The sequence below is a fragment of the Paenibacillus sp. FSL K6-1230 genome (genome assembly GCF_038002385.1).
Classification (GTDB): Bacteria; Bacillota; Bacilli; order Paenibacillales; family Paenibacillaceae; genus Paenibacillus; species Paenibacillus massiliensis.
In genome coordinates this window covers 4,751,847-4,767,519 of sequence record NZ_JBBOCK010000001.1, presented here as the reverse complement: position 1 = coordinate 4,767,519, position 15,673 = coordinate 4,751,847, and the positions used below count along the sequence as shown (strand labels likewise).

General features: G+C 46.0%; 19 protein-coding genes. 9 read left to right on the top strand and 10 right to left on the bottom strand.

What is annotated here, in order from left to right:
• Positions 1 to 146 precede the first annotated feature (146 nt).
• The 5 genes from MKX74_RS21005 to mnmA form a co-directional block, all read right to left on the bottom strand.
• Positions 147 to 893 (bottom strand): GntR family transcriptional regulator, encoded by a 747-nt coding sequence (locus MKX74_RS21005; protein WP_341179735.1) that lies wholly within the window; start codon positions 891 to 893, stop codon positions 147 to 149.
• A 125-nt stretch (positions 894 to 1,018) separates the two neighbouring features.
• Positions 1,019 to 1,891, bottom strand: coding sequence for a carbohydrate ABC transporter permease (locus MKX74_RS21000; RefSeq protein ID WP_341179734.1), 873 nt, complete (start codon positions 1,889 to 1,891; stop codon positions 1,019 to 1,021).
• Between the two features lie 29 nt (positions 1,892 to 1,920).
• Positions 1,921 to 3,168, bottom strand: a complete 1,248-nt coding sequence (locus MKX74_RS20995; protein WP_341179733.1) for an extracellular solute-binding protein — start codon at positions 3,166 to 3,168, stop codon at positions 1,921 to 1,923.
• A gap of 14 nt (positions 3,169 to 3,182) precedes the next feature.
• Positions 3,183 to 3,944, bottom strand: coding sequence for a carbohydrate ABC transporter permease (locus tag MKX74_RS20990; RefSeq protein WP_154659328.1), 762 nt, complete (start codon positions 3,942 to 3,944; stop codon positions 3,183 to 3,185).
• Positions 3,945 to 4,355: 411 nt separating this feature from the next.
• The gene (mnmA, locus tag MKX74_RS20985; RefSeq protein WP_341179732.1) at positions 4,356 to 5,477 is read right to left on the bottom strand and encodes a tRNA 2-thiouridine(34) synthase MnmA; all 1,122 of its coding nucleotides are present in this window, start codon (positions 5,475 to 5,477) and stop codon (positions 4,356 to 4,358) included.
• Positions 5,478 to 5,808: 331 nt separating this feature from the next.
• Here mnmA and MKX74_RS20980 point away from each other — a divergent pair, with 331 nt between their 5' ends.
• Entirely contained in the window at positions 5,809 to 6,933 is a 1,125-nt protein-coding gene (locus tag MKX74_RS20980; protein ID WP_341179731.1) for an NADH-dependent flavin oxidoreductase, read from the top strand.
• A 534-nt stretch (positions 6,934 to 7,467) separates the two neighbouring features.
• Here the strand turns inward: MKX74_RS20980 and fabF are convergent.
• Complete coding sequence (gene fabF / locus MKX74_RS20975; protein ID WP_341179730.1) at positions 7,468 to 8,718, bottom strand: beta-ketoacyl-ACP synthase II; 1,251 nt, start codon at positions 8,716 to 8,718, stop codon at positions 7,468 to 7,470.
• Positions 8,719 to 8,850: 132 nt separating this feature from the next.
• Here fabF and MKX74_RS20970 point away from each other — a divergent pair, with 132 nt between their 5' ends.
• Together MKX74_RS20970 and cymR are read left to right on the top strand one after the other, a co-directional pair.
• Positions 8,851 to 9,690 (top strand): helix-turn-helix transcriptional regulator, encoded by an 840-nt coding sequence (locus MKX74_RS20970; RefSeq protein WP_341179729.1) that lies wholly within the window; start codon positions 8,851 to 8,853, stop codon positions 9,688 to 9,690.
• Positions 9,691 to 9,835: 145 nt separating this feature from the next.
• Positions 9,836 to 10,255, top strand: a complete 420-nt coding sequence (gene cymR, locus MKX74_RS20965; RefSeq protein ID WP_018884755.1) for a cysteine metabolism transcriptional regulator CymR — start codon at positions 9,836 to 9,838, stop codon at positions 10,253 to 10,255.
• Between the two features lie 94 nt (positions 10,256 to 10,349).
• Here the strand turns inward: cymR and MKX74_RS20960 are convergent, their stop codons facing one another.
• The 3 genes from MKX74_RS20960 to MKX74_RS20950 form a co-directional block, all read right to left on the bottom strand.
• Positions 10,350 to 11,573, bottom strand: a complete 1,224-nt coding sequence (locus tag MKX74_RS20960; protein ID WP_341179728.1) for a tyrosine-type recombinase/integrase — start codon at positions 11,571 to 11,573, stop codon at positions 10,350 to 10,352.
• An 88-nt stretch (positions 11,574 to 11,661) separates the two neighbouring features.
• A complete protein-coding gene (locus tag MKX74_RS20955; RefSeq protein WP_341179727.1) occupies positions 11,662 to 12,147 on the bottom strand; it encodes an ImmA/IrrE family metallo-endopeptidase in 486 nt (161 codons plus the stop codon).
• Position 12,148: 1 nt separating this feature from the next.
• Complete coding sequence (locus tag MKX74_RS20950) at positions 12,149 to 12,715, bottom strand: helix-turn-helix domain-containing protein (protein ID WP_341179726.1); 567 nt, start codon at positions 12,713 to 12,715, stop codon at positions 12,149 to 12,151.
• 262 nt (positions 12,716 to 12,977) lie between these two features.
• Between MKX74_RS20950 and MKX74_RS20945 the strand changes: the two genes are divergently transcribed.
• The 3 genes from MKX74_RS20945 (at position 12,978) to MKX74_RS20935 (ending at position 13,709) form a co-directional block, all read left to right on the top strand.
• Positions 12,978 to 13,175: a helix-turn-helix domain-containing protein gene (locus MKX74_RS20945; protein WP_341179725.1), complete on the top strand. Its 198-nt coding sequence runs from the start codon at positions 12,978 to 12,980 to the stop codon at positions 13,173 to 13,175.
• A 100-nt stretch (positions 13,176 to 13,275) separates the two neighbouring features.
• Positions 13,276 to 13,476 carry a helix-turn-helix domain-containing protein gene (locus tag MKX74_RS20940; protein ID WP_341179724.1) on the top strand — a complete coding sequence of 67 codons (201 nt, stop codon included), beginning with the start codon at positions 13,276 to 13,278 and terminating at the stop codon, positions 13,474 to 13,476.
• A 35-nt stretch (positions 13,477 to 13,511) separates the two neighbouring features.
• Complete coding sequence (locus MKX74_RS20935; RefSeq protein WP_341179723.1) at positions 13,512 to 13,709, top strand: hypothetical protein; 198 nt, start codon at positions 13,512 to 13,514, stop codon at positions 13,707 to 13,709.
• Here MKX74_RS20935 and MKX74_RS20930 read toward each other — a convergent pair.
• On the bottom strand, positions 13,687 to 13,932 hold the full coding sequence (locus MKX74_RS20930; protein ID WP_341179722.1) for a hypothetical protein: 246 nt from the start codon (positions 13,930 to 13,932) through the stop codon (positions 13,687 to 13,689). The two genes, MKX74_RS20935 and MKX74_RS20930, sit on opposite strands and share 23 nt — an antisense overlap.
• An 83-nt stretch (positions 13,933 to 14,015) precedes the next feature.
• Here MKX74_RS20930 and MKX74_RS20925 point away from each other — a divergent pair, with 83 nt between their 5' ends.
• From MKX74_RS20925 to MKX74_RS20915, 3 genes are all read left to right on the top strand, one after another.
• On the top strand, positions 14,016 to 14,759 hold the full coding sequence (locus MKX74_RS20925) for a phage antirepressor KilAC domain-containing protein (protein ID WP_341179721.1): 744 nt from the start codon (positions 14,016 to 14,018) through the stop codon (positions 14,757 to 14,759).
• Positions 14,760 to 14,909: 150 nt separating this feature from the next.
• Positions 14,910 to 15,320 carry a hypothetical protein gene (locus tag MKX74_RS20920; protein ID WP_341179720.1) on the top strand — a complete coding sequence of 137 codons (411 nt, stop codon included), beginning with the start codon at positions 14,910 to 14,912 and terminating at the stop codon, positions 15,318 to 15,320.
• Entirely contained in the window at positions 15,265 to 15,621 is a 357-nt protein-coding gene (locus MKX74_RS20915; RefSeq protein ID WP_341179719.1) for a hypothetical protein, read from the top strand. Before MKX74_RS20920 ends, MKX74_RS20915 begins: the two co-directional genes overlap by 56 nt.
• Positions 15,622 to 15,673: the final 52 nt, after the last annotated feature.

Genomic DNA, 15,673 nt, shown 5'->3' with positions numbered 1-15,673 from the left:
AAACAGTATTTTCAGCTGGCTGCGCTCCAAGGAATACTGCCAAAACTACGCCCCTTATCCCATTCATATGCAGGATAAAGGGCGTAAGCATGTGCTAGATAACGATGTTGCCCAGGATATTGATACCCGGATACAGATTTTCCTATTCATTTACGTTCCCTGCGGACCCAGAACTGGAAGACGTCACTTCTTAGATAATCAAAGGAATATAGCACTTCCCGATTCTGCTGGTCATAGTGCAATTGTTTCATGAGAAGAACCGGTGTTTCCTCCTGATGATTCTGCAATCGCACCGCATGTTTGTCCTTTTTGGAAGGAACCACGAGTTCTGTATCAGCTCTCGCAATATAAATTTTGCACTGTTCCTCCAAAAAGTTAAACAAGGAACCAGAGAAGTCTATTTGTTCAAAAGCACCTACTACCAGATCCTTAGGCATGATGTTAATCGAATAGGCAACAGCTTCTCCGTCTGCATACCGAACTCTCTCCATCTTCACAACCCGTGAGCCCTCTTCAATGTTCAGCGCATCAGCCCATTCCTTGGTGCATTCCACTTCTCCGATCATTTCCTTACGATCCGTTTCAGTTAATCCCTCTAGCTTGATCATCGTTCCAATGCTCTGAAGAAACTCGAGACGACTAGGGATACTTGGCAGTGGTTTGATTACAAAGGTACCTACCCCATGTCTTACGAGTAGCTTTCCATCTTGCTCCAATAGCTTGATTGCTGCGCGAAGCGTCTCTCTGCTGACACCGAAATGCTTGGCCAGTTCATACTCGGAAGGAATTTTTTGTCCTACATTCCATATATTACTTTCAATCATCGTTTCCAGCTCATGCTTGATATGTTGATAGCCTCCCAATGAATCAACCTCATCTCCTGTAGTTTTCACTTAGAATTGGAGCGGACTGATCATTTAATCCGCTCCGTTGAACGTGTTCTGACACCGTAACATGCAGCATGACCTCTTTCAATAGGTACATGACACAGAATGGGCAGTACAGCGCCAGATCTACTTTATGAAGCTCCTCCCATCGAACGCTTGATGTAGAACAAGGAGAACACCAGCACCAGCATGACCATGATTACCGATGCTGCTGCTCCGTACCCAATCTGCAGATTGTACACGCCTTGCTTGTAAATGTACTGTGTAATTGTTGTCGTAGAATTGGCTGGCCCGCCACCGGTTAAGATATTGACTTTATCAAATAACCGGAACGTATCTATCGTCCGTAGCAGTATGACCATGAACAAGGTAGGCATAATATTCGGTAGTGTAATATGAATGAAAATCCGCAGCTTGCCTGCACCGTCTACTTTTGCAGCCTCAAATTGTGAACGTGGAACCGACTGTAGACCTGCATATAACAATAGGAAGGCAAACGGTGTCCATTGCCAAATATCAATGAATAAAATGGCATTGAAGGCAATGTTAATGTCCATCAGGAAGTTAAACGGCCCGGCACCGAACCAGTGGAGCAGATGGTTAACAATACCGTTATGATTGCTGAGCATCATTTGCCAGATTAATGCCACTGTAACCGGTGGTAGCAAAGATGGGATTAGCATTGTAATCCGCAGCACCTTTTGTCCGCGTCTCATGCTCTCAATAAGTACAGCGATTCCAAGGCCCAAAGCCGTTTCAATAGAAACGGCCAGGATCATGAATTTAATAGTATTCCAGACGGCTTGGAGGAACTGTTCATCCTGAAGGATCTTGATGTAATTGCTGAATCCAATGAACTGCTTGTCATCGGTTGCCAGGTAATAATAATCGGTGAAGCTGTTGGTAACGGTAAAGATAAACGGAAACACGGTCACGCCAATCAATAACAATGTTACGGGTGCCAGCATCGCCCATTGAAAGCCTTGTTTACTAGCCAAGTTCATTCCACTCCTTTAATTTTGAATGAACCCACTTATTGCATGATGTCATTCATCGCCTTGTTGGCATCCGCCAGTGCTTTATCCACTGTTTTTGTGCCGGCAATAGCTGCGGACAATTCAGCGCCGAGTGCCTCTTCGACTTGAGACCATTTTGCTGTTCTTGGTCTGGCTACCGAGTTTTGCAACGCCTCTAGCATGACAGGGAAGTGCTTATACTTTGCGGCAAGCTCAGCATCCTGATAGACACTCTTCCGAGTAGGTACGCCACCATGCTCAACCATTTGTTTTTGCGTGTCGCTACTCGTGATAAAGGTCAAGAATTCAGCAGCAAGCTCCGGGTTGTGGGAGTTCGCAGTTACACCCATCATCCAGTTACCAATCATACCTGTGGATACGGATTGAGCATCAGATGATGCTTTGGCCGGGATCGCAGCATAGTTTGCGCTTGCTGTCTCGCCTTTGATGAACCATGATGGCCAGCCTAGTGCCATGGCAGCACGACCTTCCGAGACGGAGCCAACGATGTCAGTATTTTCAAAGTTCTCACCCACAGCAAGCAGCCCAATGTACGTTTCTAATGCTTGTCTACCAGCCTCGGAGTCGATTTGTGCCTTCCAGTTATCATCGAAGATCTGACCGCCATACGCCCAGAACAGAGGCAAGAAATCAGACACAATCGGATTTCCTTGTTGACCACGGATCACGTAGCCTGTAGTCCCATCCTTAGCATGGATGGCTTTGGCCATCTCAAGCACATCCGCCCAGTTCGTCGGAACGTCGTAATTATGGCTAGCGAGCAGCTCTTGGTTGTAGAAGAATAGTTGTACGTTACCCGAGAAAGGTAAGGCATACAGATCACCAGTAGCATAGGGAGACTTGCCGAGCGCAAGAGAGGACTCCTCAAAGTCAGCATCTTCCTGGATTCCGAGGTCAGACAGCTTGGCAAAGATACCTGCTTCACTGAATTGAGGCATCCATGGATCGTCTGCCATGATCAGGTCATATGCTCCATTGCTATTTTTGGCATCGAGTGATATTTTCTGCTTCAAATCTGCCGATTCCAGTCCGATAATATCAACCTTCACATTGTGCGTGGCCTCGAACGATTCTTTTACTGCATTCATCGCATCGACATGGGAGCCACCTCTGGCAGCGACAACTAGTTTTTCTGCTCCCTGGCTCGGACTTTGCCCCATAGCCGGCTCTTGAGATTGACATCCGGTGAATATCACCGCCGTTGTTAACAACGTACTCAGCATATACGACATTTTTTTTCTCATTTTTATCTCATCTCCTATTCTTTAACTGCACCAGCAGTTAAGCCGCTAATTAAATGTTTTTGTAAGAAGATCGCAGTCAGCAGGACAGGCAGCACAGACACTAGGCCGCCACCTGCAACCTTACCCCATTCTGTTAGTTCCTGTTCACTGTTCAGCGTGGCGAGCTTGAGCGGAATCGTGAAGCTGTCAGGACTCTGGATGAAGATGACGCTGTATAGGTATTCATTCCATGAAGCCATGAAGGATAAAATCGTCACGGCAGCAATGCCTGGTAACACAAGCGGTAGCATCACTTTGTAAAAAATCTCAAATTCAGATGCACCATCAATCCGCGCACTTTCCTCAATTTCCCCCGGCACGCCGTAGAAGAATGCCATCATAAACCAAATGACGAGTGGCATGTTCATCAGGACATGTGCGATAATAATCGGAATTTTCGTATTCAATAATCCTGCATCGTTCATCATGATGTATAGAGGAAGTGCAAAAGTAATCGGCGGCAGGACTCGAACCAGTAAGATCCATACCATGAGGGAACTTTTGAAAAGTTTATAACTGCTTCTGAAGGTTCTCCGTCCAAGCACATACGCACAGGACAATCCAAAAGCGAGCACAATTAGCAAAGAGCTGACAGTGATCACAAAGCTATTGAGCAATGGTTGTATATAGTGGTCTTCCTTAAAAATGCTAAAAATGTGTTCTAAGGTTACTGATCTTGGAAATAGAGATACTTCTGTGAATAAATCTGAAGATTGTTGAGTAGCAATGACGAGCATCCAATAGATCGGAAACAGCGTCCATAGAAGTAGAATTATGAAAATTCCATATTTTAGACTTGCGCTTAATCTATTCAATCGGTTCTCCTTCCCCTCATTTGTCTAGACGTCTATACGACTACTATAAATTTGAATTATTTGCTGAATATCATCGAAATATTAAGCAGTGTTAATTCAAGGGAGGAATGCTCGGAGAAATATTGAGATTTCTCACCAACCTGTCTGATTGCACGGAAATAAGAGCTTGGATAATGAAGTGAGGGAAGAGCAGGAAGCAAAAAAAAGACCATCCCTGTGAAGGGATAGGTCTACTTTTTGTTTTGCAAGTGGTTGTTGCGGCATTTCTGCACAGTATTGGCTACAGACTATCTTGTGGAAAATAATCCTAATATGTGCAGGAGCTTATCGGCGTTAGACAGTCTGCTCTTGCAGCTTCTCGACTTTATCGATCGTGCCGCCGCCAAGACATACTTCGCCATCGTAGAACACAACGGCTTGTCCAGGTGTAATGGCTTTTTGCTGTACATCAAATGCGACATGCACCGTGCCATCCTCACGCCAGGTCAGGGTTACACCTTGATCCGGCTGACGATATCTGAATTTGGCGGTACAGCGGAGCGGCTGTTCTGGAATAGCGGCTTCACCAGCAATCCAGTTCACGCCAGTAGCAGTCAGTCCTGTGGAGTATAGACTCGGGTGCTTATCGCCTTGTACAACATAGAGAATGTTCTTCGTCAGATCCTTGTCAGCCACGAACCACGGTTCGCCGTTGCCAGATCCGCCAATGCCAAGCCCCTGACGTTGCCCGAGCGTATAGTACATTAAGCCATCATGACGGCCTTTAACCTCGCCTGTAACAATATCCACCATATCTCCGCTTTGTGCCGGTAGATAATGACTCAGGAATTGCTTGAAATCACGTTCTCCAATGAAGCAGACGCCTGTGCTGTCTTTCTTCTTGGCTGTATACAGTCCCGCTTCCTCCGCGATTCTGCGAACCTCCGGCTTAGGCAGGTGCCCGATGGGGAACATGGCCTTCGACAGCTGCTGCTGACTCAGTGCATTCAGGAAGTAGGTCTGATCCTTGTTATTGTCCACACCGCGCATCAGCGTATAGGTGCCGTTCTCTTCAATAACACGTGCGTAATGACCTGTAGCTACATAATCTGCGCCAAGATCCAGTGCCTTGTTGAGAAACTCTCCGAACTTGATCTCACGGTTGCACATGACATCCGGGTTCGGCGTGCGGCCTGCCTTGTATTCATCGAGAAAATAAGAGAATACTTTATCGTAATACTCCTTCTCGAAATTGACCGTATAGTAAGGGATATCAATCTGCTCGCAGACTCGGCGTACATCCTCCGCGTCCTCTTCGGCCGTGCAGTGACCGAATTCATCCGTGTCATCCCAGTTCTTCATGAAGATGCCGATTACGTCATATCCCTGCTGCTTCAGCAGTAGCGCGGTGACCGAAGAGTCAACGCCTCCAGACATGCCGACGACGACACGGGTATCCTGATTGGCTTTTGCCATCGTTATCACCCAGACTTTCTATATTTAGTATAACTTGATACAAGCAACTCACCGCATTTTCAGTAGAAAAAAGGGAGTCCGAGACAGCCATAAGACACGTTGTCCTGCAGTTGCAGGATATATTGTAACATACAGAGCATCATATTACGATGCTTAGCGTAACGCTCTTTTTGCCTGCTGGTTGGTATTGGCGGACTCTTTGAGTGCCTATGAATGAACAGTCGATTTGCACGATTAGGAATTTAGATATATACTCATTATAACGCCTAAAATTATATTGTCCAAAATATAATTATGAAATCTATCTATCATTGATCCAGGAGGAATACCCATGAATTCAAAATACGCTTCATTCTTCGAATCTGTCTCACTCCCTAATGGTACTAAACTGAACAACCGCCTTGTGCTCGCTCCGATGACGACGATGTCGGCCAATCCCGATGGAACTGTATCTGATGCAGAGCTTGCATACTATGAACGTCGAACAGGCGGCGTGGGAATGGCTATTACAGCAACCACTTATGTCACACCGAACGGAATTGGCTTCCCTGGTCAGTTCGCTGCCTATGATGACAGCTTCGTTCCTGGCCTGACACGTCTGGCTGAGACCATCAAGAAGCAAGGCTCGCATGGTATTCTGCAAATATTCCATGCAGGTAGACAGACACCAGAGCAGCTAAGTCCTACTGGAGAAATTGTTGCTCCAAGCGCTGTGGCAAGCGAACGTCCTGACTCGGCTGTGCCAAGAGAGCTGACAGATGAGGAGATTCTAAGCATTATTCATGACTTTGGTGAGACGACTCGTCGTGCCATTGAAGCTGGATTTGATGGTGTCGAGATTCATGGTGCGAATGGATATCTACTGCAGCAGTTCTTCTCACCGCACTCCAATCGTCGTGAGGATCGTTGGGGAGGAAGTCTTGAGAAGCGCCTGAGATTCCCGCTCGCGGTTATTGATGAGGTGCAGAAGGTTGTTGCGAAGTATGCGAAGCAGCCATTTACCATCGGATATCGCTTCTCCCCGGAGGAGCCAGAAACTCCAGGAATAACTATGACCGAGACGTATGCATTGATTGATGCGCTCAAGGACAAAAATCTGGATTACTTGCATGTATCGTTGAACGAATTCTGGTCGAAGCCACGACGCGGTGAGGCAGACACACGTGCTCGCATCGAGTACATTCTGGACCGTGTGGATGGCAAGCTTCCGGTTATTGGTGTGGGCTCTATCTATACAGCGGATGATGCAGCAGCAGCGCTCAACACAGGCGTTCCATTGCTAGCGATCGGACGTGAGCTGATTATCGAGCCGGATTGGGTCGAGAAAATCGAAAGCGGGCGCGAAGAGGATATTGAGACGGTTATTACGAAATCAAGCCAAGAGCGTCTGGTTGTTCCTGATGGGTTGTGGAATGCTATTATCCATACGCCAGGCTGGTTCCCGGTAGAAGATTAATCCTACTGCCGTGCCGATGCTTACAGATGCCACTTGTTCAGTAGAACGGGGGGATTTGGATCTGAAAGGCAGGATAAGCGGAAAGAATAAGGTAATAATTCGATAAGAACACGGTAAGTAAATATTATGAAGAATAGTTTGAAAGTGAAAACGATAGAGGAAGGCAAGCGCATGATGCGCTTGCCTTTTCTTGTTGCCCGAGGTGTGGCCTAGGGCAAGCAGCTATCGTAATTGTTACTCATTATGTTCAGTGTACAGAAGTGTCTAATTTGTCTTGGTTATCAGTGGCGTCTCTAGCGTCCCACCGAGTCAAAGGTCCCCAAGGTCTTCAACATCCCCACCAGTTCGTGTGATTCCTGCAGCTTAAATGTCACCAGAGTCTAATGCTCTACGCGTGACTGGTATTACTTGGAATAAATTTCATGGACAGTGAGTTGAACAGCGACGTGAACAGGATGTGAATAGTGAGATGAAAGAGATTCAAGAAATTCTTTTGGGTTCATCTGATTTTCTGGATTTACTGAATTTCTGGATTTATAGGATCTCATCTTCCTCGTATCTCTGGATCACAATAACAGCGTTATGTCCACCGAAGCCGAAGGAATTGGACATACCGATCCGAAGCTTAGCCTGTCTTGCTTTATGGGGAACGTAGTCCAGATCACAGGCGGGGTCAGGCGAATGCAAATTGATGGTCGGCGGAATGATTCCCTCTTGCAGCGATTTGAGTAGGGCAATGGCTTCCACGCCACCCGAAGCACCCAGCATGTGCCCTGTCATGGATTTGTTGGCTGTCACAGGCACGTGGTAAGCGTGATCTCCGAATACATGCTTAATGGCCGCTGTCTCGGAGCGGTCCCCAATGACTGTACTGGTTGCATGTGCGCTGATGACATCGATCTCGTTAGGGGACAGTCCTGCCACATTGAGTGCCAGCTGCATGGCACGGGCCGCGCCATTACCATCCTCCGGGGTAGCTACCATGTGATAGGCATCTGAGCTCGCTCCGTATCCGATAATTTCACCCAGAATCCGCGCCCCACGGGCTAACGCATGCGTCAGGGACTCCATAATGACAATCCCTGCACCCTCAGCCATGACGAATCCATCACGTTCATTATCAAATGGCCGACTTGCCTGTTCAGGAGCATGGTTACAAGTGGACAAAGCTGTGGCATTCGCGAAGCTGGACAATGAAATTTCGGCAATAGCCGCTTCAGAGCCTCCAGCTATTATGAGGTCGGAACGACCAGCCTGAATGTTGAAAAATGCCTCACCAATCGCCGTATTCCCGATGGAGCAAGCCGTGACAGGAGCCAGCGTTGGGCCGAGTGCTCCATATTTCATGCTGATCAGAGCTGCAGCCATATTGGGGATCATCATGGGGACGAGCATCGGGCTTACCCGTTCCGGTCCACGGGAGGCCAGCTTCTCGCTCTGCCCCATCAAGGTCTGGATTCCCCCAATACCGGAGCCAACATACACGCCCATCCGCTCCCGATCCAGCTTGTCGAGATCAAGTTCGGCCTGTTGTATGGCCTGGTCTGCGGCAGCCAATGCAAAATGGCAGAAACGATCCATACGACGAGCCTCCTTGGCTCCCAACAGGGTCTCTGGATCAAAATTCGGAACAAGTCCCGCAATCTGCACCTTATGCCTAGCGGTGTCGAATGTATCAATATGCCGGATTCCCGACTGTCCTTGAGTTAGATGCGACCAAAAGGTCTCTATATCATTTCCGAGAGGGGAAATTACACCCATCCCTGTAATTACGACTCTTTCCATATCTAAATACCTCCTTCGATCTTTTAAACAGTGAGCTTAAGGACTATAATGACAGTTAAGATATCCTATTACCAGAGAGTGATTATCCTAGTATAAATACTGCTATTATGAACACAGGAAGGAGCGCAGAGCATGAATTCTCAGGTAAGACTACAGGCATTATCAACATTTCTTAAAGGAAAAAGAGCCAGCATTTCTCCAGAATCGGCCGGATTTCCTTCGGGTATACGTAGACGAACCCCAGGCTTGCGGCGGGAGGAGGTAGCTCAGTTGGCAGGGGTCAGCACCACCTGGTATACCTGGTTGGAGCAGGGACGGGACATTCAGGTCTCTCACTCTGTGCTGGAATGTGTGGCTAACGCACTGCAGCTCAATGGGGATGAACGCAGATACTTATACTCGTTAGCATTTGAAGGAGGTGGGGAGGGCTATTCTGCCGCGCAGGAAATGGCTCAGCTCAGCCCATCGTTGCAGAAAATCATTACTGAGCTCCAATATTGCCCGGTAATTGTCTCGGATCGCAAATGTAACATTGTAGGCTGGAACCGAGCCGCCGAATATGTGTTTTTGGACTTCAACCGCATCCCTATTGAGGAACGCAACATGATCCGTCTGCTTTTCACACGCCGGGAGTTTCGCCGCTTGGCAGTGAACTGGGAGCAATTCTCCAGTGGCTTTCTGGCAATGTTCCGGACCTACTATGGTCAATACGTGGAGGATGCGTGGTATGATCAGTTCCTGGAGGAGATGAGACAGACCCATCCGGAATTCAATCGTATGTGGGAGCAGAGTCAGGTAAGCTATGCCCCGGAGGTGCATCTGGAATTTCGCCACGCCAAGGCTGGGAAAATGGTGTATGAGCTTACGTCGTTGAAGGTGTATGGACCGGATGATCTGCGTTGCAGTATTTATACACCGGCTGCCGAGACTACGACAGAGACAAAATTGCGACAACTCATGATTGAGGAGTAGCGTAGTTGTGAAGAATGGTTACCATATTAGCATCAAATATGTTACGATGGATGGAGTGTTATGTTCGGATCATGGCAATCAGGACCTGTTGTGTCCTATATACCATGCATCTCTATAAGAATACATTGACAAATGAGGTGGCACCTTGAAGATATCAACTAAAGGTAGGTATGGTCTAACCATTATGATGGAGCTTGCCATCAAATTCGGCGAAGGTCCTACATCATTGAAAAGTATAGCTGAGAAAAACCAGCTGTCCGAGCACTATCTGGAGCAACTGATCGCTCCATTGCGCAATGCAGGGCTGGTTAAGAGTATTCGTGGCGCTTATGGCGGCTACATTCTGTCTGGAGACCCTGGCGATATTACGGCAGGAGATATCATCCGCGTACTGGAGGGACCGATCTCTCCCGTGGACTTCACGGAAGAGGATGATCCTGCAAAACGTGATCTGTGGCTGCGTATCCGCGATAGCATTGCAGAAGTGCTGGACTCCACGACGCTGAAGGATCTGATATCCTTCCAGGAGCAGGAGAAGGCTGATAATTACATGTTTTACATCTAACAAAGAGCTAGTTATGTAGCTGGATTGCCTTATGTGGCAAGGGTTTTCGAGTTTAGAGGTTAGTGTGAGTTACCCGCAAATTACCCGCAACCGCCTAATTGTTGATGGCCCATTCAAAGTCATCAGCAATTTTCATTTGGCGGTTCTTTGTTACGTGCAGATAAATCAGCTCAGTAACTTTTGAATTACTCTTATGTCCTATTCGTGCCTGAATCTCTGGCAAACCAACCCGCGGATTCGAGGCTAGTAGTGACACATGAGTATGACGTAAGCTGTGAGGCGTAAGATTTTCAGGTAATTCGCCATCTTTGAGTACCTTACGCATAATTTTACCTAAACTCGTTACTGGAAAGGGGTATCCTGGCAATGTGGGACACCAGAAAACAAAGTTGTCCTTTGGATTGAACGCTTTAGCTGATAGACGTTCATTCTTTTGCCATTTCTTGAGTGTTTTAAGAGCCTTTTCGACTGTCTCCCCGAAACTCACTACACGCTCACTTTGTTCATTTTTCGGGGGGATGAAGGAGTATTGGATAACACTTGAGCCGTAAATTTGCTTGTTAATATCAATTGTTCTGTTTTCAAAATCAATGTCTTCCCATTGAAGCCCGGCTGCTTCACTGACTCGCAGGCCAGTATATGTGAGTACAACGAATACAGCCCACATGTTGGTAGTCAGCATAAACCTAGCAACTTGAAGAAACTTTTTTAACTCGTCCTTCTCAAGAAATTTGGGGAGGACTTGTCTTTTTTCACCGATTTTACGCGCTGTTCTTTTCTCCCTAGGTATTACGGCATCTGCAGTCGGATCAGATTCGATAAGGTCTTTACGTTTAGCATGTTCAAACATAAGGGATGCCGCAGTATGAACACTGGTAATGGTGCTTCGACTCATTCCATCCTCTTTTAGCTTGTAAAGGAAATCCTGATACAGACTTGCTGTCACCTCTTTGAGCGCAAACCCACCAAACTCCTTCAGTAAGACACTTAGTCCATACTCGCGATTTTTTATAGTGTTTTTCGCAGGCTCTCTCTCAGTAATATAGGCTTTAAGCCACGTCTTACTCCAAACACTCACTGTTAAGGCCTCAGTGTACTTTAATTTCTTTTGTATTCTCTTTGCTTCGATGAGGATGCCAAAATCAACCGCTTCTTGTACTGTGTCAAACCTGGGGGATTCTGTTTCCTTACTGCTTTTTTTCTCAACACCATCTACTATTTTTGTGGTAGGGATGTAGTAACGATAAGAAAATTTGCCGTTACGTTCTCTAATATTTGGTGGTAAATCTCCTTTAGAATTGTTCCTTTTCTTTTTCACAGTGCATCTCCTTTCTTATGGAATATAAAGAACATATGTTCTGTTTATGGGTATATTTAAACAGCCTCGCGACTGGAAAGCGCAAAGTTTAATTCGCTTCTTCAATCCCTGAAAATAATTCAAAAACACCTAAAGGGTCAAAAAGTATAATATGTCGTTCATCAGCTCTTACAGATTGGCCGTACTTCTCTGTATATCGGTTAATGGCGGCCTGTAAAAACTCTTCAGTTACTCCTAAATATTCGGCCAGATCGTAACGACCGGAGATGCGTGCATAGTGGGCTTGTACAATGCGATCCAAGGGAATCATGCACTGATAAGCCCATTGCCTGGCGCGAAGCTCCTGCTTGCGGTTACGTACATCTCTTTGGTCAAGGATATCGCCTGAACTGGTGTGATGGTGACCAAGCTCTTCAGCAAGTATGCATGCCTTACAAACAGTGTCGGAAGTGTACTTGTTGACCCATATAATACCGTCTGAGTATAATCCTTTATTTCTGTGCAGCATTGGCATCTCGTAAACTTCTATGCTTTGTTTATGAGCTTCGTCAAGAAGATTCTCGTATGTCGACATATCAATTGCCCTTTCGTTTAGACCTCACGAATTCTTTGAATCGTTCTATTTCAGCGAGTTCATCTTCGTTCCATTCCTCTCCTTCATGGTGAGCTGCAACAGTTTGGATTCCTTGGATAGAGGGGGACAGTTTAGTATTTGAGTTTTTTTTGTCCGTTTCGTAGCCTGCGGCCTCAATTAGATCCGAACGGGTTACTATAGCTTCGTAAGGGTTATACATGGCTAGCCTATCCACAAACTCAAAATTTGGTTGATTAGTACAAGCCCCTATTAAAAAACCATCAAGTATATCGGCATCAACCCCACTAGCTTTTGCAACCTCTTCAACTTCCTTCGAACCTACTATAATTCTTACGAATCCTTCGAATCTCGAAAGTTCAAATCCGTAAAGCACTCGTTCAATTGATACATTGAAGTAATCAGCTACCTTTTGCATCTTATCAATAGAAGGTGAATTTTTGTCCCAGTTATAGATGGCGCCGTTCCCAAAACCTAACCCTTTCTCGAGCTTTGGTATGGAGGTATTAGCTTCTTTGCATAAAACCCTAATATTTTCGACTATGCTCATATCAATTCTCCCTTTAGAAATTTAAACTAAAATATTCGGGAAAACTGTTGACTACCCTAAAATATTCGGGTATATTTATCTCAACAGCTTAATGTATAGCTAAAAAGGCAATAAAAACCAGAGGTCACTTGACCACATTTAAAAATCGTTCCCCAACGAAGTTTATTTGGTTATGCCTTCTTCATTGATATTAGAATATTTTCTGTCTGGTGTCAAGAATTAAGCTGATTTTTTACAAACTCTTACAAAGGAGGGGTATCGAATGCCACATTACACAAAGTTCGGGGCTGAGGCACGGAAGATTATGCTTCAACGCAATATCAAACTGAAGGACCTGGCAGAAGAGCTAGGTGTGTCTGTCACGTACGTGTCTGAAATCCTCAAAGGAACTCGTTCTGGTGAAAAGCAAAAACCGCTTATCGCTAAGATGTTGGGAATGGAAAGCGAGGTAGCGAAATGAATCAACTAACTGTGATCAATCACAATGGCGGGCTCACTGAAATCTACTTCGCAATTGTTAAGGAAATGGCTGTCTCTAATCGCATTGAGGTAGATGCCTCATGACAACATCAGCCGATTTAAGGCCAACGCTGGATGTAATAGACGCTGCGGAATACCTTAATGTCAGTAAGTACACAGTAATCAACCGAATCAAGGAAGGGAAATTGAAAGCCTATAAGCAAGGACGAGGCTGGAGAATTAAAAGCGAATGGTTGCTTGAATATGAACAGCAGTTGATAGAAAAAGAGGTCGCTATATGAACTTAGTATACATCGACAAAGGAAGGAGGGATCGTATGAGCTCACAAGAGGAAAAAACCACCGCTGCAACGGTGGTATCGAAAGAGTCTTTGCAAGGAAAGGGTAACTCAGAAACAGCTATTGAGCTGTTTCAGTTAATTGATGATCGTGATTTTGTTTCAGTGCGAGAAATTTGCAACATCGTATTTTCAATTGCGCTGCACAAAGACGCTAAGAGGATTCGGGAAGAGTAAGTCCGATAATCAAATCTTCAAATCCAGAATTTTTCATCCGAACCAATGTAACTAGCTTTTCTTTCTCAAGCATTTCCATCCATGCGACGACCAAATTCGTGTTATCGACACCACGAACTAAACAAACGTCGAAAACATCTGTCATTGGCACGATATAACCGTAATTTTTGGTGTTTTTCAATGGCAATCCAGCAAGCAAGGCAAGCAGTTTATCTTTATTCAAACAATCACCTCCCATCTGTTACATGAAGTATGGACAACCTTCATCATAGCAGGGAGAGGAAATTATTAGAAGGGAATGATTATATGACTCAATTGGTCACGATCCACGGAGTGCGTGGTTACATCGACGATAAAGGAACAGCCCAATTAAACCTTGAGGATGTGGCGCGTGGTCTTGGCTTCACTGAAACCAAAGGTAATTACATCAGATGGCAAAGGGTAGAAACATATCTTTCTGAATTCGGATTCTCCACTAGTGGAGAAAAGCCAGACTACATTCCTGAAAATATCTTCTATCGCCTAGCAATGAAAGCCAAGAACGCTGCCGCAGAAGAATTCCAAGCTAAGGTAGCAGACGATATTCTACCATCCATACGCCGTACAGGGATGTATGCAACAACTGAACTACTGGACAACCCTGATCTACTGATCGAAGCTGCTACACGCCTAAAGCAAGAGCGTGAAGAAAAGCGTCTGCTGCAAGCACAGATTGAACAGGACAAGCCCAAGGTGCTATTCGCGGATGCAGTGTCCGCCAGTAAGACGAGCATACTTGTTGGGGAGCTAGCAAAGATCCTAAAGCAAAACGGGGTCCAGATGGGCCAGAAGCGGTTGTTTTCCTGGTTGCGAGACAACGGGTTCTTGATCCGGAGGAACGGAACTGACTACAACATGCCGACTCAACGCTCAATGGAAATGGGGCTGTTCGAGATCAAAGAGACCAGCATTACTCATTCAGACGGTCACATCACAATCAATAAGACACCAAAGATCACAGGCAAGGGGCAAGTGTACTTTATCAATAAATTCAAAGTGGAGGCGGTATAGGCATGACTCCTGAAAGATCAGAACAGCGGAGAGCGGCTTGGAAGAGACTGAATGATCTATGCCGGATGCGGCAGCAACTTCAAACGGATTACTTCGATGACGCGATTCAGGAGCTGGAAACAGAGCTCCGCAAGAAAGGAGGGACAAGCCTTGTACATGAGAGTAGTACCGATCATAGACCGCCTGGGACAGAGAAGTTACGTAAAGGCACCGGGGGCCACATATTTCGAGGCCGCATACACCGCCATAGACCAGCTTAGTACAGGTGAGAGAATTGCAACGGATTTGCTGGAGCTGAGTGAGCAAGAGATTCAGGTATTGGACAAGCAGGCACAATGTCACAAACTCCGCGAAGACATGCGGCCACTAATTGAGAAAAAGTATAAGCTGCTTAACCTGCATCGAAGCACACACACGGTGACGGACCAGCTAAACAGGATATCAACCAAGATATTTAGGCTGGAGCGGGAGATCCGCAAAACAGGACTGATAGGAGGGATAGGAGATGGACAAGCAGGCAGAGAGCCGGAGACTTCGGCGGGAGCTGCTACAGATGTATAACATGAAACTGGAGCTCATTAAGGCGAAAAAGTCCGTGAAGGAATTACAGGAGAAAATAGATAACCTTGCTGTCAGAGTGGCGAGATTCGAGGATTACATGTCCAAGAACCTCATGTACCGTGCAATAGACATGCAGATAGAACTTGAAGCAAATCCAGTGATTGGCTGCTGCACAAGATGTGGGAAGCAGATCACTAAGGAGAACAAGTATCAGATTAGAAACGAAGAAGGCCTTTTCGATAACCGATACTGCCGCGATCAATGGCGGAAAGCAAAGGCAACGAAAAAGGCCGTAGGCTAATCGTGTTGGTCGCACGATTTGGTTTAAACAATTCAACGGAATTATAGCATAA